This window comes from Granulosicoccus sp. 3-233, from assembly GCF_052681095.1.
The window spans coordinates 233735-255044 of record NZ_JBQYLE010000009.1; the positions used below are offsets into that span (position 1 = coordinate 233735).

Annotated in this window: 17 protein-coding genes; 6 read left to right on the forward strand and 11 right to left on the reverse strand. The window is 57.5% G+C overall.

What is annotated here, in order from left to right:
• Positions 1-147: 147 nt before the first annotated feature.
• From ACUNV4_RS22020 to ACUNV4_RS22035, 4 genes are all read right to left on the reverse strand, one after another.
• Positions 148-2043: a propionyl-CoA synthetase gene (locus tag ACUNV4_RS22020; RefSeq protein ID WP_430880782.1), complete on the reverse strand. Its 1896-nt coding sequence runs from the start codon at positions 2041-2043 to the stop codon at positions 148-150.
• A 197-nt stretch (positions 2044-2240) separates the two neighbouring features.
• Positions 2241-4376, reverse strand: coding sequence for a methylmalonyl-CoA mutase (scpA, locus tag ACUNV4_RS22025; RefSeq protein ID WP_430880783.1), 2136 nt, complete (start codon positions 4374-4376; stop codon positions 2241-2243).
• Positions 4373-6382 (reverse strand): acetyl-CoA carboxylase biotin carboxylase subunit, encoded by a 2010-nt coding sequence (locus ACUNV4_RS22030; RefSeq protein ID WP_430880784.1) that lies wholly within the window; start codon positions 6380-6382, stop codon positions 4373-4375. The genes scpA and ACUNV4_RS22030 overlap by 4 nt, the downstream gene beginning before the upstream one ends.
• 11 nt (positions 6383-6393) lie before the next feature.
• Positions 6394-7926 carry an acyl-CoA carboxylase subunit beta gene (locus ACUNV4_RS22035; RefSeq protein ID WP_430880785.1) on the reverse strand — a complete coding sequence of 511 codons (1533 nt, stop codon included), beginning with the start codon at positions 7924-7926 and terminating at the stop codon, positions 6394-6396.
• Between the two features lie 120 nt (positions 7927-8046).
• On the opposite strand from ACUNV4_RS22035, the gene ACUNV4_RS22040 reads away from it, so the two are divergent.
• Positions 8047-9465 carry a helix-turn-helix domain-containing protein gene (locus ACUNV4_RS22040; RefSeq protein WP_430880786.1) on the forward strand — a complete coding sequence of 473 codons (1419 nt, stop codon included), beginning with the start codon at positions 8047-8049 and terminating at the stop codon, positions 9463-9465.
• On the opposite strand, the gene ACUNV4_RS22045 is transcribed toward ACUNV4_RS22040, so the two are convergent.
• Positions 9447-9971: an MgtC/SapB family protein gene (locus tag ACUNV4_RS22045; RefSeq protein ID WP_430880787.1), complete on the reverse strand. Its 525-nt coding sequence runs from the start codon at positions 9969-9971 to the stop codon at positions 9447-9449. The two genes, ACUNV4_RS22040 and ACUNV4_RS22045, sit on opposite strands and share 19 nt — an antisense overlap.
• A 209-nt stretch (positions 9972-10180) precedes the next feature.
• On the opposite strand from ACUNV4_RS22045, the gene ACUNV4_RS22050 reads away from it, so the two are divergent.
• Positions 10181-10543: a cupin domain-containing protein gene (locus tag ACUNV4_RS22050; RefSeq protein WP_430880788.1), complete on the forward strand. Its 363-nt coding sequence runs from the start codon at positions 10181-10183 to the stop codon at positions 10541-10543.
• Here ACUNV4_RS22050 and ACUNV4_RS22055 read toward each other — a convergent pair whose 3' ends face one another.
• From ACUNV4_RS22055 to ACUNV4_RS22070, 4 genes are all read right to left on the reverse strand, one after another.
• A complete protein-coding gene (locus tag ACUNV4_RS22055) occupies positions 10544-11041 on the reverse strand; it encodes a universal stress protein (RefSeq protein ID WP_430880789.1) in 498 nt (165 codons plus the stop codon).
• A gap of 23 nt (positions 11042-11064) precedes the next feature.
• The gene (locus tag ACUNV4_RS22060; RefSeq protein WP_430880790.1) at positions 11065-12405 is read right to left on the reverse strand and encodes a TRAP transporter large permease; all 1341 of its coding nucleotides are present in this window, start codon (positions 12403-12405) and stop codon (positions 11065-11067) included.
• A 27-nt stretch (positions 12406-12432) separates the two neighbouring features.
• The gene (locus ACUNV4_RS22065; protein ID WP_430880791.1) at positions 12433-12972 is read right to left on the reverse strand and encodes a TRAP transporter small permease; all 540 of its coding nucleotides are present in this window, start codon (positions 12970-12972) and stop codon (positions 12433-12435) included.
• A gap of 141 nt (positions 12973-13113) precedes the next feature.
• On the reverse strand, positions 13114-14118 hold the full coding sequence (locus ACUNV4_RS22070; RefSeq protein WP_430880792.1) for a TRAP transporter substrate-binding protein: 1005 nt from the start codon (positions 14116-14118) through the stop codon (positions 13114-13116).
• A 727-nt stretch (positions 14119-14845) separates the two neighbouring features.
• Between ACUNV4_RS22070 and ACUNV4_RS22075 the strand changes: the two genes are divergently transcribed.
• From ACUNV4_RS22075 to ACUNV4_RS22090, 4 genes are all read left to right on the forward strand, one after another.
• Positions 14846-15232: a nuclear transport factor 2 family protein gene (locus ACUNV4_RS22075; protein WP_430880793.1), complete on the forward strand. Its 387-nt coding sequence runs from the start codon at positions 14846-14848 to the stop codon at positions 15230-15232.
• Positions 15233-15262: 30 nt separating this feature from the next.
• Complete coding sequence (locus ACUNV4_RS22080) at positions 15263-16663, forward strand: NAD(P)/FAD-dependent oxidoreductase (protein WP_430880794.1); 1401 nt, start codon at positions 15263-15265, stop codon at positions 16661-16663.
• An 11-nt stretch (positions 16664-16674) separates the two neighbouring features.
• On the forward strand, positions 16675-18456 hold the full coding sequence (gene xsc / locus ACUNV4_RS22085) for a sulfoacetaldehyde acetyltransferase (RefSeq protein ID WP_430880795.1): 1782 nt from the start codon (positions 16675-16677) through the stop codon (positions 18454-18456).
• A gap of 80 nt (positions 18457-18536) precedes the next feature.
• Positions 18537-19571 (forward strand): YeiH family protein, encoded by a 1035-nt coding sequence (locus ACUNV4_RS22090; protein WP_430880796.1) that lies wholly within the window; start codon positions 18537-18539, stop codon positions 19569-19571.
• A gap of 19 nt (positions 19572-19590) precedes the next feature.
• Here the strand turns inward: ACUNV4_RS22090 and ACUNV4_RS22095 are convergent, their stop codons facing one another.
• Complete coding sequence (locus ACUNV4_RS22095; RefSeq protein ID WP_430880797.1) at positions 19591-19836, reverse strand: hypothetical protein; 246 nt, start codon at positions 19834-19836, stop codon at positions 19591-19593.
• A gap of 99 nt (positions 19837-19935) precedes the next feature.
• On the reverse strand, positions 19936-21309 hold the full coding sequence (locus ACUNV4_RS22100) for a hypothetical protein (protein ID WP_430880798.1): 1374 nt from the start codon (positions 21307-21309) through the stop codon (positions 19936-19938).
• Between the last annotated feature and the right edge of the window lies 1 nt (position 21310).

Sequence of the window (21310 nt, forward strand, 5' to 3'; positions counted from 1 at the left end):
ACGGTCACCGCGCCCCCGAATGGAATCTCAGCCGTCAGCACCAGCACCGAGACCTGTTCGAGTCTCAGCCCTGAACTGCCGCACCGAGGCCCGATCGGATCGCAGACGGTACGGTCACCGCGGATTCCGATCGGGCGGGCCGTGCTGTCAATGCCGAGGGTAGCCGATCGGGTCGAGTGAACGGGCCAGTTCGCCCAGAATCTCCGGATCATCGATGGTCGGCGGCACCTTGTAGTCTTCGCCATTGGCCAGTTGCTTCATCGTGGCTCGCAATACCTTGCCCGAACGTGTCTTGGGCAAACGCTCGACAACGACAGCATCCTTGAAGGCCGCGACAGGACCGATCCTGTCCCGCACCAGTTGAATCAGCTCGCTCACGATATCCGCATCGGGACGATCCACCCCGGCCTTCAGTACTACCAGACCCAGTGGAGCCTGCCCCTTGAGTGGACAATGGGGTCCGATGACAGCGCATTCGGCCACATCCGGATGAGAGGCCAGCACTTCCTCCATCGCTCCGGTCGAGAGTCGATGCCCAGCCACATTGATGACATCATCGGTGCGGCTCATGATGTACAGATAACCCTCTTCATCCATGAATCCCGCATCACCGGTCAGGTAATAACCCGGATAGGTCGTGAGATACGCCTGCTTGTAGCGATCATCATTCTGCCAGAGAGTCGGCAGACAGCCTGGTGGCAGGGGCAATTTGATGGCGATACTGCCCATGTCGCCGGCGGGCACCGGACCACCCGCTTCGTCGAGTATGCGCACGTCATAGCCGGGCACAGCCCGCGACGGTGACCCGGGCTTGACTGGCAACTCTTCCAGCCCGAGACAATTGGCCGCGATGGCCCAGCCGGTCTCTGTCTGCCACCAGTGATCGATCACGGGAATACCCAGCTTCTGCTGAGCCCAGAACAGGGTGTCCGGATCACAGCGTTCCCCCGCCAGAAAAAGTGCCCGCAATCGGCTGGTGTCATGCCTGGCCAGACAGGCTGCCTCCGGGTCTTCCTTGCGAATGGCCCGAAAGGCAGTCGGCGCCGTGAACAGGGTGCGCACATCATGCTCGGCAATCACACGCCAGAAAGCACCCGGATCGGGTGTGCCGACCGGCTTGCCTTCATAGACCAGTGTGGTGCAGCCATACAGCAAGGGTGCATAGGCAATATAGGAATGTCCCACAACCCAGCCCACGTCGGACGCCGCCCAGAAGACATCACCCGGTTGCATGTTGTAGATGTTCTTCATGCTCCATGTGAGCGCTACTGCATGACCACCATTGTCTCGGACCACCCCCTTGGGCTGGCCGGTCGTACCGGAGGTGTAGAGAATGTACAAGGGATCCGTTGCATCGACCGGCACACAGTCACAGGGAGTCGCTGTATCGACGGCACTCTGCCAGTCCAGATCTCTTGGCGCATCCATGTCAGCCGTCAACTGTTCACGCTGCAAGACGATACAACGCTCGGGTTTGTGTGTCGCGGCATCGATGGCGGCATCCAGCAAAGGCTTGTAGGCAATGACACGGCTGCCTTCGATTCCGCAGGAGGCGCTCAGAATCATCTTCGGCCGGGCATCATCGATACGAACCGCCAGTTCGTTGGCTGCAAACCCGCCGAACACGACAGAATGAATGACACCCAGGCGGGCACAGGCCAGCATGGCCATGACGGCCTCCGGAATCATCGGCATGTAGATGATGACTCGATCGCCACGACCTACACCCTGCTCCTGCATGGCCCCTGCCAGTTTTGCAACCCTGTCCCTGAGGTCGACATAAGTGTAGCTACGTTTTGTATCGGTTACCGGGCTGTCGTAGATCAGTGCGGTCAGCTCTCCACGCCCTTGTTCCACATGCACATCCAGCGCGTTGTAGCAGGTATTGAGCTGGCCGCCGGAGAACCAGCGATACAGCGGTGCATCACTGCTATCAAGTACCTTGTCCCATTTCCTGTACCAGTGAACAGACTCGGCCTGCTCTGCCCAGAACGCTTCCGGGTCCTCAAGTGAACGACGAAGCACTTCATCGTGACTGCTCATGATTCTCTCCTTTTTCGGTTGAGCCCTCCTTGCCGAGCGCTCAACACCGGTTTTTTCCCGACAGCATCCGGTCCGCTCGGATGCGTGTCATCACACCTGATTTCGTGCTTGACTGCCTGAAGCGGACTGACCTCCTGATGATGACTCTGACAACTGTGCCGTGAATCAGATGATGACTCTGACCACAGTGCCGTGAATCAGCGGTTGCGACGTTCGCCCAGGACCTGCCCCAGAACCGCATTGGCCGCATCCACTACATTCGTGCCCGGACCGAATATCTCGGCAACTCCCGCATCGCGCAGAGCCTGATAATCCTGTTCGGGAATGACGCCTCCGCACACCACCTTGATATCCTCTCGGCCCTGCTCGGCCAGCAGTTCGATGAGCTGGGGAATGAGCGTCTGGTGACCACCCGCCAGACTGGAGACACCCACGACATCGACATTTTCCTCGACACACAGGCTTGCCACTTCAGCGGGTGTCATGAACAGTTCCGACATGCCGACCTTGAAACCGATGTCACCGAATGAGGAAGCAATGACCTTGGCTCCCCGGTCATGCCCGTCCTGCCCCATCTTGGCCACCAGCAGATGAGGGGGCCTGCCGTGGGTGTCCCGGAAATCCGTCACACGACGTTTGACGTTCACGTATTCGGCCGACGTGTCACTCTGGCTGTCGTAGACGCCAGAGACCACCTCTGCTCTGGCCTGATGACGCCCGAAGGATGCCTCCAGAGCATCGGATATCTCACCCAGTGTGGCACGATGACGCGCCGCTTCCACCGCCGCTTCCAGCAGATTGCCGGAACGGGATTCGGCAACTTCCGTCAGGCGTTGCAGCGAGGCAGAACACGCCTCGCTGTCGCGACTCTGCCGGATCCTCCCGAGGCGTTCCAGTTGCTGTCGGCGCACGGACGTATTGTCCACCTGATGCACATCGATCGCACCTTCTTCGTCAAGCCGGTAGCGATTGACACCGACGATGACATCATCCCCCTTGTCCACCCTCGCCTGCCTACCGGTGGCAGCCTCTTCGATCCGTCGCTTGGGCAATCCGTCGAGCAATGCCTTCGTCATGCCGCCGTAGGATTCGATCTCCTGAATCATCTCCCAGGCCTTGTCCATCAGTTCGGCCGTGAGTGATTCCACATAGTAGGACCCGCCAAGCGGATCGACCGTTCGTGTCACGCCCGTCTCATGCTGCAATATCAGCTGCGTATTGCGCGCAATTCTTGCCGATGTCTCTGTCGGTAGCGCGATGGCCTCGTCAAAGGAATTGGTATGCAGGGACTGGGTTCCGCCGAGCACTGCCGCCAGTGCCTCATAGGCAGTTCTGACCACATTGTTGTACGGATCCTGTTCGGTCAGTGACACACCAGAGGTCTGGCAATGAGTCCGCAGCAGTTTGGAGCTTTCCTTCTGTGCTCCCAGGTCGGTCATGATGCGCGCCCACAGCGCACGCGCTGCGCGCAACTTGGACACTTCCATGAAGAAGTCCATACCGATACAGAAGAAGAACGACAATCGACCGGCAAATGCGTCGATATCCAGCCCCTTCGACTGAGCGGCACGCACATACTCCATTCCGTCAGCCAGTGTATACGCCAGTTCCTGTGCCAGGTTGGCGCCGGCCTCCTGCATGTGGTAGCCCGAAATGGAAATCGAGTTGAAGCGCGGCATTTCCTTCGAGGTGTATTCGATGATGTCGGCCACGATGCGCATCGAAGGCTCAGGTGGATAGATGTAGGTGTTGCGAACCATGAACTCCTTGAGCACATCGTTCTGCACCGTACCGCTCAACACCGCACGATCCACGCCCTGCTCCTCGCCAGCCACGATGAACATGGCCAGCACCGGCAGAACCGCTCCGTTCATGGTCATGGACACTGACATCTGGTCCAGCGGGATGCCATCAAACAGGATCTTCATGTCCTCGACACTGTCGATGGCTACTCCCGCCTTGCCGACATCCCCGACTACCCGCTCATGATCACTGTCGTAACCGCGATGGGTGGCCAGATCGAAGGCGACCGACAGGCCTTTCTGTCCTGCCGCCAGATTCTTGCGATAGAAGGCATTGGACTCTTCGGCGGTGGAGAAACCGGCGTATTGACGTATTGTCCATGGCCTGCCGGTATACATCGTACCTCGCACACCGCGTACGAAAGGTGCAACTCCCGGCAGCGCATCGGCAGCTTCCTCAGGGCAATCTTCAGCTGTGTACAAGGGCTGGATACTGATCCCCTCAGGCGTCTGCGTGGTGATGGATTCCAGCGGACGATCCTTCAACTCGCGTTGGGCAATGCTGGCCCATTGATCTTTAGCGTCGCTCATGTCTCAAACTCCATGATGATGTCATCCACCATCAGACTATCACCTGCGGCAACTGGAATTCTCGACACCACACCGGACTTTTCCGCCTGCAGCACGTTCTCCATCTTCATTGCTTCGACAATCGCCAGTGGCTGACCGGGTTCGACCGGATCACCTTCCTTGACCATCAGTGTCGTGACCAGGCCCGGCATGGGGCAAAGCAGGAACTTCGACAGGTCGGCCGCTGCCTTGATCGGCATCAGCGCCGCCAGTTCCGCCTTGCGCGGACTGAGCACCTGTGCCTTGACCAGATAACCACCGTGTTCCAACCCCAGCGCTGCCACCCGAGGCCATAGCTTGAAATCATGTTCCCTGCCGTCGATACGAATCGTGGCAATCGTCTGGCCTGCGGTCCAATCGGTGGAGGCTGTCGTGGCCTTGCCCGTTTCATCCTGCAACACCAGACCATCATCGCTGTTTGTCACCTGCAGTCGGGTTTGTGATTGCCCGATGATGACCACGACATCGCGCGATGCACTGGCCGGTTTTCCGCACAGTACGGCAGAATCACGGTTGATTGCAGGCGAGCGTGACGATGCGTGCTCGATCACCGCGGCGGCTACCGCGAACAGCGCCATGGTCTCGGCTGGCGGATCCGTATCATGGAAACCATCCGGATATTCCTCGTCAATGAATGCCGTGCTGAGATCACCGGTGCGAAAACGTGGGTGTTTCATGATCGAGGACAGAAACTGCAGGTTGTTGCCCACACCGGCCAGATCGAACTGGCCAAGGGCTCGGGACATGTCATCGATGGCGGCTTCCCTCGTGGTCGACCAGGTGCAGAGCTTGGCAATCATCGGGTCGTAATACATCGAGATCTCGCCCCCTTCCTCGACACCGGTATCGTTGCGCACGACATGCTCGGCTGTCGTCAGGGTCTGTGGTGGACGATAACGTGCCAACCGGCCAATGGAGGGCAGAAAGTTGCGTTTCGGATCTTCGGCATAAAGACGACTCTCGATGGCCCAGCCGGTCAATTTGACATCATCCTGTGCCATGCTCAGCTTCTCGCCGGCCGCCACGCGAATCATCTGTTCAACCAGATCAACGCCGGTAATCAGTTCGGTAACCGGATGCTCGACCTGCAAGCGCGTGTTCATCTCCAGAAAATAGAATTGCTTCTGACTGTCGACGATGAATTCAACGGTCCCTGCGCTGACATACTCCACGGCACGGGCCAGCGCGACCGCCTGCTCGCCCATGGCACGACGGGTGGCCTCGTCGAGAAATGGTGAAGGCGCCTCTTCCACCACCTTCTGGTTGCGTCGCTGAATGGAGCATTCGCGCTCACCAAGGTAGATGCAGTTGCCGTGGCTGTCTGCCATCACCTGTATTTCGATGTGCCGGGGTTGCGTGATGAATTTTTCGACGAAGATCCTGTCATCACCAAATGACGACTTTGCTTCCGAGCGCGACCGCTCGAAGCCTTCCCTTGCTTCGTCATCATTCCAGGCAATCCGCATTCCCTTGCCACCACCACCGGCGCTGGCCTTGATCATGACCGGGTAGCCGATATCCGAGGAGATTCGCACGCACTGATCAGCATCATCGATGATGCCCATGAATCCCGGCACGGTATTGACACCGGCCTCCGCCGAGAGCTTCTTCGAGGTGATCTTGTCTCCCATGCACAGTATGGCGTGGGCAGACGGGCCGATGAAGGTAATGCCTTCCTTTGCCAGCCGTTCGGAAAACTCCGCATTTTCCGACAGAAAACCATAGCCGGGATGCACGGCATCGGCGCCGCTCTGGCGACAGGCATCGATGACCTTGTCGATATCCAGATAACTTTCGGCCGCCGTCTTGCCACCGATGCCAACGGCCGTATCGGCCATTTTCACATGCAGGGCTTCGGCGTCGACATCCGAATGAATGGCTACCGTGGGAATCCCCATTCGCTTCGCTGTCGCGAAGACACGACAGGCAATTTCGCCACGGTTGGCAACAAGTATTCTTGAAAACATGTGCTTCTGCCTCACAGTGGAATGTTGTCGTGTTTTCTGTCAGGACGTACGGTCGATTTGTTCTTCAATAATTCGAACGCCCGGCCCACCCGGCGCCGCGTCGAATGCGGCTGAATCACTTCATCGATGAAACCGCGTTGCGCAGCGATGAAGGGATTGGCAAACCGTTCTTCATAGTCGAGCGTGCGCTTTGCAATCTTCTCGGGATCACCCAACTCGCTGCGGTACAGAATCTCCGCCGCCCCCTTGGCCCCCATGACCGCAATCTCGGCAGTCGGCCAGGCATAATTCACATCGGCACGGATGTGCTTGGACGCCATGACGTCATAGGCGCCGCCGTAGGCCTTTCTCAGGATGACGGTCACCTTCGGCACTGTGGCTTCGGCATAGGCAAACAACAGCTTGGCACCGTGCTTGATGATGCCACCGTATTCCTGAGCGGTTCCCGGCAGAAAACCCGGCACATCGACCAGTGTCAACAGGGGGATATTGAAGGCGTCGCAGAATCGGACAAATCGCGCGGCCTTGCGAGCACTCTGGATATCGAGACAGCCCGCCAGCACCATCGGCTGATTGGCCACCACACCGATGCTCTCGCCATTGATGCGAATGAATCCGCACAGAATATTACCGGCATGATCAGCCTGGATCTCGAAGAAATTGCCTTCGTCGGCAATACTGCGCACGGCCTCTTTCATGTCATAGGCCTTGCTTGAGTCATCCGGAACCAGGGTATCGAGCGCCGGCTCCAGTCGATCAAACGGATCAGTGGTCTCGACGACGGGCGCGGCGGTGCGACTGGACTGAGGCAGGAAATCGTACAGGCGCCGTATCTCGAGCAGGGTATCGACATCATTGTCGAATGCGCCATCTGCCACTGACGAGGTCTTGGTATGCGTACCGGCGCCACCCAGTTCCTCGGCCGTCACCACCTCATTGGTCACGGTCTTCACGACGTCAGGACCGGTGACGAACATGTGGCTGGTGTCCCTGACCATGAAGATGAAGTCGGTCATGGCCGGTGAGTACACCGCGCCTCCCGCGCAGGGGCCCATGATGACCGAGATCTGCGGGATGACTCCCGAGGCCTGTACATTGCGGTAGAACACTTCGGCGTAGCCTCCCAGAGACGCCACGCCTTCCTGGATTCGAGCGCCACCCGAATCATTGAGCCCGATCACGGGCACACCGTTCTGTACGGCCAGATCCATGACCTTGCAGATCTTCTCCGCATGGGTTTCCGACAGCGAACCGCCGAATACGGTGAAGTCCTGCGAAAAGACATAGACGGGTCGACCATTGATCGTGCCCCAGCCCGTGACAACACCATCACCCGGCGGTCGGTCATCGGCCATGCCGAAATCCGTGCAACGATGCGTCTTGTACATGTCGTATTCTTCGAACGACTCGTCATCAAGCAGAACATCGATGCGTTCGCGCGCTGTCAGCTTGCCCTTGGCATGTTGCTTGTCGATCCGCGCCTGCCCACCACCGAGACGAGCCTTCGCTCGCCGATTCTCCAACTCCTGCGTGATGGCATTCATGGTTGCTACTCCTCATTGGTATCTGACAACCATTGCAATTTTCGAGTCTCATGGCAACTGTATTAAGGCGTCCCGTTGTGAATATTGCAAAACACAGTTTACAAATAGTAAACTTGCGAAATGCGAGGACACAAACTCTTCATTGGTGAAAAACTGCGTGCGCTGCGTGAAGAGCACCGCCTGACGCAAGCGCGTTTTGCCGAGCGGCTGGGCATTTCCACCAGCTATCTGAACCAGCTGGAAAACAACCAGCGGCACGCCACCGCCACGGTACTGCTGGGTCTGGCCGAGCATTTCTCCGTCGATATTGCCAGCCTCTCCAGACAGGACAGTGATCGCCTGCTGGCAACTCTGACCGAAGTCTTCGCCGACCCGCTGCTGAAGGACAGGAGCCCCTCAAGCCGGGAACTGCGTCTTGCCAGTCAGAACTCGCCGGCTGTGGCCATGGCGCTGGTTTCCATGCATCAGGCACTGCGACGCGCGCATGACCAACTTGCCGAACTGGATGACACCATCACCCGAGCGGGCGTCATCGTGCAGGCGACGTCCTATGAGCAGGTGCGCGATTACTTTCACTTCAACGATAACTATATTCACGAGCTGGACCTGGCCGCGGAGAGCCTGTCCGAGCAGCTCTTCGATGCCAGCGCCAGCGATCGCGACCAATTGCTCATGGAACACTTGCGACGTCAACACAAGGTCAGCATCGGCATTGATCTGGCAGATAACGAGACCATTCGTACCTATGACCCCGAGACTCGACAACTGCATTTGAACAGGCGTCATCCGGCATCTACCCGCGCCTTTCAGATGGCCCACCAGATAGCCCTGCTGGAACAGGCAGACACGATGAACGACATCATCGCAAAGGCCGGGTTCGGCAATGCCGAAGCCGACAAGGTCTGCCGAATCGGCCTGGCCAACTATTTTGCCGGCGCGCTGTTGATGCCCTATACCCGCTTCCAGAAATCGGCTCGCGAGCTGCGCCACGACCTGGTTGACATGGCAGATCGCTTCCAGACCAGCCTCGAACAGGTCTCGCACCGCTTGAGTACACTGCAGCGACCAGGCCTGCCAGGTGTACCGATCTTCTTCGCACGGCTTGATCGCGCAGGAAACATCACCAAACGCCACAGTGCCACACGATTGCAATTTGCCCGCTTCGGTTCCGCCTGCCCCTTGTGGAATGCCCACCGGGCGTTCGAATCTCCGGGCCGGATCATTCGCCAGCTTGCCGAGACACCCGATGGTGTGCAATATCTCTGTCTGGCCTGCACCGTGGACAAACCCACCGGCGGTTTCAAGGATCCGACCCAGCAGTACGCATTGGCACTGGGTTGCGAATACCGTTTCAAGGATGAGTTCGTGTACAGCGACAATTTCGCCGGCCAACCCCTGGAGAATTTCGAGCCTATCGGCATATCCTGCCGAATCTGCGAGCGGGAGCACTGTGTGCAACGCGCCTTGCCACCGCTGAAGCGGGCGTTGACCATCGATCAGAACAGTCGCGAATTGATGCCCTATTCGCTGGAGGACTGAGAACCTGTTACCGACTTCCCGGCCAGCTCCTTCGATCCGCAGGCGACCTCCACGTGCCGCAGCAAACCGATGACGATGATCCCGGCAACGCAGGCAATCAGTGCAATGGACCAGTACCCGAGTCCGCAGGCAAGTCCGATGCTCGCTGCCAGCCACATGCCGGCGCCTGTGGTCAGCCCCTTCACATTGCCCTTGGTATAGACGACAATGCCGGCAGCCAGAAATGCAACTCCGCCCGTCACCGCCTCGACCAGACGCAGAGGGTCAAGCCTGAGCGCGCCATAATCGCCCTGCGCCAGCAGCATCAGCTCGATGGTTATGACCGCAAAGACCGCTGCTGCCGTACCGATGAGCATATGAGTCCTGAGTCCAGCCGTATCCTTGCGTATTTCTCGCTCCAGGCCGATCACGCCACTGAACAAGGCTGCTCCCGCAACCCGCACGGCAATGACCAGCATCGGCAAACCCTGATCCGTACCAAATTCTGAAAGAAGAGTCTCCAGCATCTTCGCTCACCGTCATCCGGGTGGAATCTCACGCCACACGCCACACGCCACACGCCACACGCCACACGCAAGTCTTTGTCAAACGATAGACTTCAACGGCAATGGTTCAACGGTAATGCAATATTTTCACGCCCCTTTCATTCAGGAACAGGCCGATCCCATACAATGGATGCTGCATTTCAATCACCAGCCACCCGAGAGAAACAACCATGCCGGATACCCAGGTAGTCTCCTTCTCCAACCCACCCGCCTCCAGTTCCAGCCGACGACTGGCTGACTTGCCGGACAGGGTGGTCGATGGCGACCCGCATCATGAAACGCAGATACAGTTCGAGAGTGAAGACAAGTCCCTGCTGGCGGGCAGCTGGACCAGCACACCCGGTAAATGGCATGCTTTCACCGACAGAGACGAATTCTGCTACATCATCTACGGCCATTGCCGCCTCATCAGCGAAAACGGTGAATCGAACACCTACAAGACCGGTGATGCCTTCCTGATCCCCAATGGCTTCCGGGGCTACTGGGAAGTCATCGAGGAGACACGCAAGCACTTTGTCATCAGACAGTACTGATCAGTCCCTGTCAGAACGATAAGGTACGACCAGCGTCGGGATGGTTGCCCGGCGCAGGACGCGCTTGGCGGTGGACCCCAGAAACGTCTGGGAAAAACCGTGACTGTGCGCACCCAGTACGATCAGATCGGAATCAAGCTCTTTCGCACGGCGCAAGATCACTTCCGCCGGATGCCCTTCCACCACTTCGACTTCATCAACCTGCTGCCTTATCGACTGCGAGTCTTCCGGCAAGGCCGACCAGAATCGTTCCTGTCTGTCTGCCAGCTCCTGTTCGATCGCCTGCTTGCGTGTCTGTAACGCCGACTCACGGGCCTTTTCATCCTGAATGAACAACCTCAGGGTAATGCGTGCGTCCTCACTCATGGGCTCTGCAACATGCAGGATATGCATGCGCGCCTCGGTGGCCCTGGCCAGGCCGATCGCCTGGTGCAAGGCATAGGTGGAATTGACAGACAGATCTGTCGTGAACAGCATTCGGGATATCGTGGAACTCATGATGCTCATCGCCTCCTGAAGGCTCAATAGCCGAAGTACCGCGGCAACCACAGCGATATCTGCGGGAAGAACGCGATGATGAAGATGGCAGCCGTATTGACCACGGCAAACGGCAAGGCCTTGAGAGAGATCTCCTCGATGGAGATCTTGGAAATGCCCGAGGCAATGAACAGATTCTCACCCAGTGGCGGTGTCTGAAAACCGATGCCCAGGGTACAGATCATGACCACACCAAAGTGTATGGGGTCGATGCCGACGCTGTAGGCTACCGGCAGCATGACCGGCACCAGAATCAGAATGGTCGCCAGTGTCTCCATGAACATGCCGACAAACAACAGAAACACGATGATCAAGGTCCAGATCACGTAGAGATTGCTGGTGAACGACAACATGCTTTCTGCGATGGTCGCCGGGATCTGGTTCTCGACCAGCAGCCGGCCAAAGACCGTGGCGGTGAACATGATCAGCAGCACACGCCCTGTCAGCCAGGTGGTGGTTTCCAGGGCGGTGAACAGCTTCTTCCAGCTCATCTCGCGATAGATGAATGTGCCGACGATCAAGGTATAGAAGATCGCCACGATGGCGGCTTCGGTCGGTGTGAAGAATCCGGAATAGATACCACCGAGTATGACCACCGGTGCCATCAGCGCCCAGAAGCCGCGATACAGCTCACACCAGATCTGACGTGAGGACCAGCCTTCCGTAGTCCCCTTGTAGCCATGCTTCTTCGACAGGAAGTAGTTCATCGTCAGCAGGCTGCCTGCTATCAGAAAGGCGGGCAGAAATCCGGCGATGAACAGCTTGGGAATGGACACTGTCTGGAACACACCGAACTTGTCGACAGCCTCTGGAGGCGGCGGCATACCCAGAGCTGCAATACCGAAGATGATCATCGGGATGGAGGGCGGGATGACGATACCCAGCCCCCCCGAGGACGCCGTGATGGCCGATGCGTAGCCCTTGCTGTAACCGCGATCGATCATGGCAGGAATCATCAGCATGCCTACCGCTGCAGTGGTAGCGGGCCCGGACCCGGAAATGGCCCCGAAGAAAAGACAGGCCACAACGGCTGCCGCCGACATGCCACCGGTAAACGGGCCGGCAAAACTCTCCGCCACGTTGATCAATCGCCGGGACAGTCCTGCTGCCTCCATCAGCGCACCAGCGAGTATGAAGGCCGGTAAGGCCATCAGGGGGAACGAGCCTACCGACGTAAAGGCGATCTGCACGAACTTGATCGGGTTGTCGCCAAGATAGATGAACGAGATCAGCGTGGACACCCCCAGTGCCACGGTGATCGGTGCGCCGATGAACAGCAGTGCCAGAAAAGATCCGAACAGGATCAGAATGATTTCACTTTCCATTGCCGAGTATTCCCGTTTGATTCTTGATCAGCTTTCGCCGCGTTCGATTTCCGATTTCACTTCATCCAGATCGATGGCATCCGGATCGCGCATGTCCTGCTTGAGAACCAGCTTCTTGTAATTGACCTGCAGAACCCTGAACGTCATCAACGAGAACGCAATGGGCAGCACGATATACACCCAGCTCAGATGAAAACCCATGGTCTGTGACGACTGGAACTTGTTCATCTTGTTGAAGATGAAATCGATGGAGAGATAGATGAACACGACATTGAACGCAATCCAGAACAGATCCGCAAAGGCCTCGATGTACTTGATGGCGGAAGCCGGCAGAAACTTGAACTGGAATGTCACCCGGTTGTGGGCTGCCATCTTGGCTGCATAGCTTGCACCGAAAAACACGAACCAGACAAACATGTAGACAGTCAATTCCTCAAGCCACGAAAAAGAGAAATTGAACAGTGTTCTGACCACCACTTGCAGAAACAGCAGACAGACAAAGGTGGCCAGCAAGGTGCGGCAAAGATAACTTTCCAGGTTGTCGACAAAGCTCCAGAATCTGTTCATTACACTCTCTGTCTGTTTCGTGGTTGTATTGTTACTATCGATGTCAGGACTGCTGCCGTCAACCCGTTATCATGGGCAAAACGGATGGGCATTCGAGAGTGCCAGTCTAGACCGGCACTCTCGATGACCGCCAGACAGACCTTATTCCGCGACTGGTTCGCGGCCGATTTCTGCCAGAACGGCATTGAGCTTTTCGATGCCACCGATGCTCTCGTAGAACTTGGGCCATACCGCCTTGGTAGCCAGTTCGATGAACTCGGCTTCGTCATTTTCAGGGTCGTCAATCTGCATGCCCTTCTCGATCAGGATGTCCTTGATCTCGGCTTCCTTTTCACGCAGAAATGTTGCCGATGCCTGAGTGGCGGCCTCACCGGCCTTCAGGACGATATCCTGGTCTTCGGCTGAGAGTTCCTGAAAAACCTGCTCGGAAATCACCAGAGGTTCGATGGAGAAGATGTACCGAATGTTGGTTACATACTTCTGCACTTCGTAGAATTTCATTGCATTGATGGTGGTGTAGGGATTGTCCTGACCATCAACCACTTTGGTCTGCAGGCCGGCGAAGGTCTCGGACCAGGCCATGGGCGTTGGGCTGATACCCCAGGACTTGTAGGTATCGATCATGATTTCATTCTTGGGAACGCGAATGACCAGCCCTTCAAGATCAGCCACGGACTTTACCGGTTTCTTGGAGTTGGTCAGACGGCGAAAGCCTGTGTAGGTCCACGCAATGATGCGGACACCTGCGTCCTCGATGGTGTTCTCGGTCAGTTCTGCACCGATGGGGCCTTGCGTCAGCTTCTCCGCATCTTCCAGGCTCAGGATGACATAGGGCAGTGAGAACACACCGACAGTCGGAGAGAAAGGTGTGATGTTGTTGATGGCAAGCAAGGACATGTCCAGTGTGCCGATCGCCGCTTCATTGACCGTGTCCTGCTCTGAACCCAATTGTCCGTTGAGAAAAAGCGTCGCTGTATGTTTGCCACCGGACAGCTCTTCCAGAGCCGAGACAAAACCCAGGCCCGTCGCTTCCTGGCTGCTGCCACCACTGTCGCCGACGGCGATCTTGAAATTCTTCGCGCTGGCAGGTGCTGCGAACAAGGTGGCAGTAAATGCCGCAATGGCAAGTTTCGAAAACAACTTCATGATCGTTTCTCCGTGGTATGGGGACGACATCGACTATCGATGTGTTGCAGTTGCGCCGAGGACTCATGCGGCGCAACGATGACTTCTTCCAATCCTGATCCTGTCAGGCTGTGGAATTTCAAAAGTCCGAAAGAGAGCGTTTTTCATCGAGGGCGTGAGATTCCCGGTGCTCTGAATTCGTGGGACAACTTGTAACCGCTAATCGGGTTCACGTCCAGACAACTTTGTCAGTGGCCTCAGACGGAACTGACAGCTGGCCCAAATGTCGTGTTCGATTGAACAGGCAAAGTGCAGCCCTGACCATGATTGCACTGATCTGGTTCATCAATCAACTTGTTTACTGCTGCGCAAGAAGTCCCTGACCTAGCCTCAATGAGACATAAGTCCACGACCAGAAACCGCCTACGGCTCGCGCTATACCGGCGTCTACAGCCGCGTACTCGATATTTCCAAACCTCACTTGGAGTAACCAAGCCACGGTTTGCGGAGGGCCGCCCCGAAAACAACTCCGTGCGCGACTGTATTCACCGGTCTATCGCGTTTCTGCTGCGCGTCTTTATGTCTCATTGAGGCCAAGGCCTGTCCCAGGGTCCATCCGTCTCGACACACACGCTGGCTCCACCGCCGCGTTTTCATTGGTACGTACGCAAACGCCCCAGTCCCCCTAAGATCCATCACCAAGAGACCTGCTCCTGGTGTCTCAGCTTACTCAGGGAAACAGAAACCGATGTCCAACGAACTCACTGCAGCAGACCTTGCCGCAACCTTCGACGCCTTCAATCGCCATGACATCGAGGGTGTCATGACCTGCTTCGCCGACGACTGCGTGTTCTACACGGTCGGTGGACCCGAAGTGCACGGCAGCAAGATCGAAGGCAAGGAAGCCATCGCCAAGGCATTCAGCGCTGTCTGGGCAGGCATGAAGGACGCCCACTGGGATCACCACAGCCACTTCGTACACGGTGACCGTGCCGTTTCCGAGTGGACTTTCTCCGGTACCAATGCCGATGGCTCTCGCGTTGAAGCGCAGGGAGCAGACCTGTTCACATTGCGCGACGGCAAGATCATTGTCAAACAGGCGTTGCGCAAGGATCGCCCTCTCCAACAATCCTGATAGTTTCTCTTCCGCAGGAAGTCTGCCGCCATGACTGATTCACTACGTCGGAAACACTGGCCAAAATCCAGCTACGACCCTCGATACGATCCTCTCGTCGACTCCGGTCCGGGACACAACCGCGACTACGCGCCCACCTATTGGGTAGGCACGGCCGGAGAACCGCCAGAGGATGATGGCCCTGTGTCCGGAGATATGGACGTCGATGTTGCCATCGTCGGTTCCGGATACACCGGTCTGTCCTGCGCCATTCACCTGGCAAAGGAATTCGGCATCAAGGCCACTGTACTGGAAGCCAATACCGTCGCCTGGGGTTGCTCCACGCGTAACGGTGGTCAGGCGCAGATCTCCTCCGGACGACTCAAGCGCTCCCAGTGGATCGATCGCTGGGGTGTGGACGTCGCCAAGAAGATGCATGCCGAGGTCAGCGAGGGCTTTGAACTGTTTCGTGACCTGATCGGTTGTGGCGAGTTCGATTGCGAACCACAGGATGGTGGTCACTTCTACATCGCACACAAGCCCGGCGTCATGGCAAAACTGAACAAGGAATGCCAACTGCTCAATGATACTTTCGGGTATGGCTCACGCATGATGTCCCGCGAGGAGCTTCACGAGAATCATGTCCGAGACCAGGAAGCAGCCGGTGCCATGTGGGAGCCGGATGGTGTCTCCATACACGCAGCCAAGCTGGCATTCGGTTACCAGAACATGGCACGCAAGCTCGGAGCATCCATTCATCCGGGTAGCCCTGTCATGGGCTGGAAGACCATCGACGGTGTCCACCATCTGACAACACCCGGCGGCATCGTACGCGCACGTTCGGTGGCATTGGCAACCGCCGGTTATACGCCGGCAGGCCTGAGCAACCGCACCAAGAATCGCCTGATGCCGATTCTGTCCAACTCGATCGTGACTCGGCCTCTGACCGACGAAGAGAAAAGTGAATGCGGATTCCAGACCTGCTCGCCCCTGACCGACACGCGTACGCTGCGCCACTACTACCGCTATCTGCCTGATGGCCGGGTACAGATCGGTAGCCGTAGTGCCGTGACCGGCAAGGATGCTGAGAACCCGAAGCACCTGGCAGCACTGCGTCAGGGACTGGCCAGAAAATTTCCGGTGCTCGACGATATCGATCTGGATTATTCCTGGTGGGGCTGGGTGGACGTCAGTCACGACATGATGCCGAGAATATTCCAGCCCGATCCGAAGCAGACCATCTATTACGCCATGGGCTACGGCGGCAACGGAGTCATGTATTCCGCACAGGCCGGCCGTCGCATGGCGCAACTGGTCGCGGGACAGAACCAGGGCCTTGATCTACCCATCTTTACATCACCGTTGCCCAGCCATGGCGTACTGACTCCGTTCAGACGTCTGGGTCAACGATTCATGTACGTTTACTACCACCTGCAAGACGAGAAACTCTGAGGACCAACACCATGAAAATGACAACAGAAGAAGCCTTCATCAAGGTACTGCAGATGCATGGTATCGAACATGCATTCGGCATCATCGGCTCTGCCATGATGCCCATTTCCGACTTGTTCCCGGCTGCCGGCATCAAGTTCTGGGACTGCGCACATGAGTGCAACGCCGGCATGAGTGCCGACGGCTATACCCGTGCCTCGGGCAAGATGTCCATGGCCATTGCCCAGAACGGCCCGGGCATCACCAATTTCGTGACTCCCATAAAGACTGCTTATTGGAACCACACCCCCATGCTGCTGGTAACACCTCAGGCAGCCAACAAGACCATCGGTCAGGGCGGCTTCCAGGAAATCAAGCAGATGGCCCTGTTCGAGGACATGGTGGCCTACCAGGAAGAGGTTCGTGATCCTTCCCGTGTTGCCGAGGTTCTGAACCGCGTCATCGAGCAGGCCTGGCGTCTGTGTGGACCGGCGCAGATCAACATTCCTCGTGACTACTGGACTCAGGTCATCGACATCGAACTGCCACAGATCGTGCGTCTGGAACGTCCACGCGGTGGCGCCGATGCCATTGCCGATGCGGCAAAACTGCTGTCTGAAGCGAAGTTTCCCGTCATTCTCAATGGTGCCGGTGTCGTTATCGGTGGTGCCATCGATGCCTCACGCCAGCTGGCCGAAAAACTGGATGCACCGGTTTGCTGCAATTACCAGCACAACGATGCATTCCCCGGCTCACATGAGCTGTCTGTCGGTCCCCTTGGATACAACGGCTCCAAGGCGGCAATGGAACTGATTGCCAAGGCGGATGTGGTGCTGGCTCTGGGCACGCGTCTGAACCCCTTCTCCACACTGCCCGGTTACGGAATCGACTACTGGCCGAAGGACGCCAAGCTCATTCAGGTGGATATCAATGCCGATCGTATCGGGCTGACCAAGCCGGTAACCGTAGCCATCCAGGGTGATGCCAAGTACGTGGCCACCGAAATTCTCGGCCAGTTGAGCAAGACTGCCGGTGATGCCGGCCGCAGCGAACGCAAGTCCGACATCAAGCACACCAAGGATCGCTGGGCGCAGGAACTGGTGTCCATGGAGCACGAGGAAGACAACGACGAGGGCATCACCTGGAACGAGCGTGCGCGTGAGCGCAATCCCGATCGCATGTCACCGCGCAATGCCTGGTTGGCAATCCGTGACTCACTGCCTGAAGACGTCATCATTTCCAGCGACATCGGTAACAACTGCGCCATCGGCAACGCTTACCCGACCTTCGAAAAAGGTCGCAAGTACCTGGCTCCCGGCCTGTTCGGACCTTGTGGCTACGGTCTGCCAGCCATCCTGGGCGCCAAGATCGGTTGTCCCGATGTACCGGTCGTCGGTTTTGCCGGAGACGGTGCTTTCGGTATCTCGATGAATGAAATGACCGCCTGCGGCCGAAACGATTGGCCAGCGATTACAATGGTGATCTTCCGCAACTATCAGTGGGGCGCCGAGAAGCGCAATACCACACTCTGGTACAAGGACAACTTTGTCGGAACCGAGCTGGATACTCAGGTGGATTACGCGAAGATCGCTGAAGCCTGCGGCCTCAAGGGTGTCAAGGTGTTCAATACCGAGGATCTCTCGGCTGCGTTGACAACTGCCGTGCAGGAACAGATGAACGACAATGTCACTACCTTCATCGAAGTCGTACTGAACCAGGAACTCGGCGAACCCTTCCGTCGCGATGCCATGAAAGCACCGGTATCGGTTGCCGGCATCAATGCTGCCGACATGCGTCCGCAACAACCTTCCTGATTGGACAGGAGTCAGGGAGCATCCGCTTCCTGACTCCCCACACCTCGCCCCCCCAACCTGAAATCACGAACAACGTCACCATGAATATGCAGTCAGCGATTGCCTCCCGATTCGATGCAGTCAGCGGTCGTCTGGGAGGGGTAGGCCAGGGATTGTGTGTCGCACTGGTCATTGCCGTGACCGCGCAATTCCTGTCAGAGCACTATGGCGCGCCCGCCATGCTGATGGCCTTGCTGCTGGGGATTGCCTTTCATTTTCTTGCTGAAGAAGGCGTCTGCGTCAAGGGTATCGAATTCACGGCACGCACTGTCTTGCGCTTCGGTGTGGCCTTGCTGGGTGTCAGAATCAGTATCGATCTGTTGATCGGTCTTGGTCCGTCCATGATCTCGCTGACCATAGCCGGTGTCATTCTGACCATCCTGTTCGGTCTGGGCGGTGCCGCGGTACTGGGACGCGGTTGGCGACTGGGTTTGCTGACGGGGGGCGCTGTTGCCATTTGCGGAGCATCAGCGGCCATGGCCATTGCCGCCGTTCTGCCCACCAACGAACATTCCGAACGCAATCTGCTGTTCACGGTACTGGGCGTCACCGTGTTGAGCACGATCGCCATGATTGCCTACCCCATCATCACACAGACACTGGGGCTGGATCATCTTGCCACCGGGGTCTTTCTCGGCGGCACCATCCACGATGTCGCGCAGGTTGTCGGTGCCGGTTTCTCCGTCTCCGAACAGACCGGTGAAACAGCCACGCTTGTGAAGTTGATCCGTGTCAGCATGCTGGCCCCCGTGGTACTGGTCTTCGCTCTGGTGATCCGCATGCGCGGCGAATCGGAATCGCTTGAAGGCAAGAAACGACCACCACTGGTGCCGGGATTTGTATTGGGTTTTCTGCTGCTGGCTGGCATCAATTCCCTGAATCTGATACCGGAGTCCGTTGGCAGCTTCCTGAACGATCTGTCTCGCTGGGCCCTGCTGACCGCCATCTCGGCAGTAGGCATGAAAACGTCTCTGCGCAGAATCTTCGACGTCGGTTCTCAGGCCATCATCCTCATCGTGGCTGAAACCCTGTTCATCGGCGTGTTCATTCTTGTCGGCGTGCATTTTCTGGCTTGATCACGCAGACCCACCCCGGTCATGGTCTGCTGATCACCTGTCCCAGCAGGCCCGATCCAAGGGTATAGCGACGCCCGACCTTCCATTCATGCCCTGCCATTGCCTGTGCCATCTGATCCGGGCTGATGCTTTGCGGATCGGAGGATCTGGCATGGGTCACCAGCATGACGCTGTTTGCCTGAGTGAAGCCACTGGCAAGCCAGACATCCAGTTCGCGTGCCGTACGAATGGTGATGCGCTTCAATGCAGGTATTTGCCGCGACATGACAGTCTCCACCGGTAGCCGGGTTCAGCGTCATGATACGCCGGGATTCGGATCAGGTACACACAGCTGTTCTTCAGCGTGTCGCTGTCTTCACGCAGCTCACGGGTCGTCCAGCTGATGGGTAAACAGGCCATCGGCCAGTTGCAGGGCAACCGAGAACGTCAGCAGTGAGGCTTCAGCCGTCAAGGGGTTGGGTCGACCTGCCCCTGCCAGAAGATTCTTGCACAACAACGGGCAGCACAGCAATGCAGCACCGATGATGTCCCGCCACTGCACGGGCAGCAGATTCTGTGCCCTCATGGTTCGCAGCAAGGGTTGCCAGACATGTCTTGTCTGCGATGCCAGAAATTGCTGCCGCAACGGCGTCAGCTGCCAGTCATGCTCGATCTGCAGCACACCCTGACTCACCTTCGCTGACAGATCCACCCGCAGTTCGTCCGGATCGTACAGCATGTTCGGATGCGCATAACAGACATGATAGAGCGCCTTGCAGGGCGCCATCAATGCCGGAATGTGGTTGCCAGCGAAAGCCGGATCAAAATAGCTGATCGCCCTGTCGATACTTTCCGCCGGGTTGTACAGCAGATTTCCGGTGTGGTCATCGCCATGGGCTGTCAGGGCCGCCACGGACTCATGCGGTGTCGGCAGCAGCAGCACCCGGGCGCGTTGCAAGGCCTCATGCAGACTCGACTCTTGCAGCTGCCCATTGATACGCCAGCGTAAATGCCAGAATTGTTCGAACGGCAGGCTGCTGCCGTCGGGCAGCTCTACTTGTCTTCCCAGGTAGAATTCGCGAACTCGCCCACCGAACACGACTGCTTCCTCGTGATCGACCAGGCGTCGATGATACAAGCCATGCACCGCCTCGGCCGCAACCTCCGCTGGGGAGGCAAGGTGCAGACTATCCAGATAACGCGCTCCCAGCTGCTGCTGAAAGCGGTCAAAGGCTGCGACCACTGGCGCCATGTCCGCCGGCCTGCAACCATGCGATTCCAGATCACGGGCCACACTGTGCAACTCCGGAAACTGGCGACGATCCCGGTAGCGGTAGATCACCAGTTGCTCGCCAACTGCGGAGGATTGATACAGGGCCTTGTCAATCGGAAAGCCGGCTTCTTCCAGAATACCAGACCGGTAATACTCCCCCACTCGGTCTGCTTCACCGTCCTCGTGATGGCATTTGAGAAACAGGTGCTGTCCGTCTTCGGTTCTGAATTCTGCTCGCAGCGAGTTCAGTGCCAGTGGATTACAGGTGTCAAGAGTCAGACTGCCCGGCACCACCGTGAACGGAAACTTCCGATCCAGCAGTTCGATCATCGCGAGCGCGGCCTCGGGCATGCTCGCCGGATCGCGGCCAAGCTGCCTGATCCGCGACAACGGGCTTGCCGGTGCATCATGGCTGGCTCCCGAACCAGCCTGCTTATCCAATGGCGTACCGGCTTGCGCGCCAATCTTCAAACGTGAATCCATCATG

Coding starts and splice junctions, on each gene's coding strand:
- ACUNV4_RS22045 (WP_430880787.1), bottom strand. CDS start 9,971: ATGCTGGAGACTCTTCTTTCAGAATTTGGTACGGATCAGGGTTTGCCG.
- xsc (WP_430880795.1), top strand. CDS start 16,675: ATGAAAATGACAACAGAAGAAGCCTTCATCAAGGTACTGCAGATGCAT.
- ACUNV4_RS22050 (WP_430880788.1), top strand. CDS start 10,181: ATGCCGGATACCCAGGTAGTCTCCTTCTCCAACCCACCCGCCTCCAGT.
- ACUNV4_RS22090 (WP_430880796.1), top strand. CDS start 18,537: ATGAATATGCAGTCAGCGATTGCCTCCCGATTCGATGCAGTCAGCGGT.
- ACUNV4_RS22070 (WP_430880792.1), bottom strand. CDS start 14,118: ATGAAGTTGTTTTCGAAACTTGCCATTGCGGCATTTACTGCCACCTTG.
- ACUNV4_RS22060 (WP_430880790.1), bottom strand. CDS start 12,405: ATGGAAAGTGAAATCATTCTGATCCTGTTCGGATCTTTTCTGGCACTG.
- ACUNV4_RS22035 (WP_430880785.1), bottom strand. CDS start 7,926: ATGAATGCCATCACGCAGGAGTTGGAGAATCGGCGAGCGAAGGCTCGT.
- ACUNV4_RS22100 (WP_430880798.1), bottom strand. CDS start 21,309: ATGATGGATTCACGTTTGAAGATTGGCGCGCAAGCCGGTACGCCATTG.
- ACUNV4_RS22095 (WP_430880797.1), bottom strand. CDS start 19,836: ATGTCGCGGCAAATACCTGCATTGAAGCGCATCACCATTCGTACGGCA.
- ACUNV4_RS22020 (WP_430880782.1), bottom strand. CDS start 2,043: ATGAGCAGTCACGATGAAGTGCTTCGTCGTTCACTTGAGGACCCGGAA.
- ACUNV4_RS22040 (WP_430880786.1), top strand. CDS start 8,047: ATGCGAGGACACAAACTCTTCATTGGTGAAAAACTGCGTGCGCTGCGT.
- ACUNV4_RS22065 (WP_430880791.1), bottom strand. CDS start 12,972: ATGAACAGATTCTGGAGCTTTGTCGACAACCTGGAAAGTTATCTTTGC.
- ACUNV4_RS22075 (WP_430880793.1), top strand. CDS start 14,846: ATGTCCAACGAACTCACTGCAGCAGACCTTGCCGCAACCTTCGACGCC.
- ACUNV4_RS22080 (WP_430880794.1), top strand. CDS start 15,263: ATGACTGATTCACTACGTCGGAAACACTGGCCAAAATCCAGCTACGAC.
- scpA (WP_430880783.1), bottom strand. CDS start 4,376: ATGAGCGACGCTAAAGATCAATGGGCCAGCATTGCCCAACGCGAGTTG.
- ACUNV4_RS22030 (WP_430880784.1), bottom strand. CDS start 6,382: ATGTTTTCAAGAATACTTGTTGCCAACCGTGGCGAAATTGCCTGTCGT.
- ACUNV4_RS22055 (WP_430880789.1), bottom strand. CDS start 11,041: ATGAGTTCCACGATATCCCGAATGCTGTTCACGACAGATCTGTCTGTC.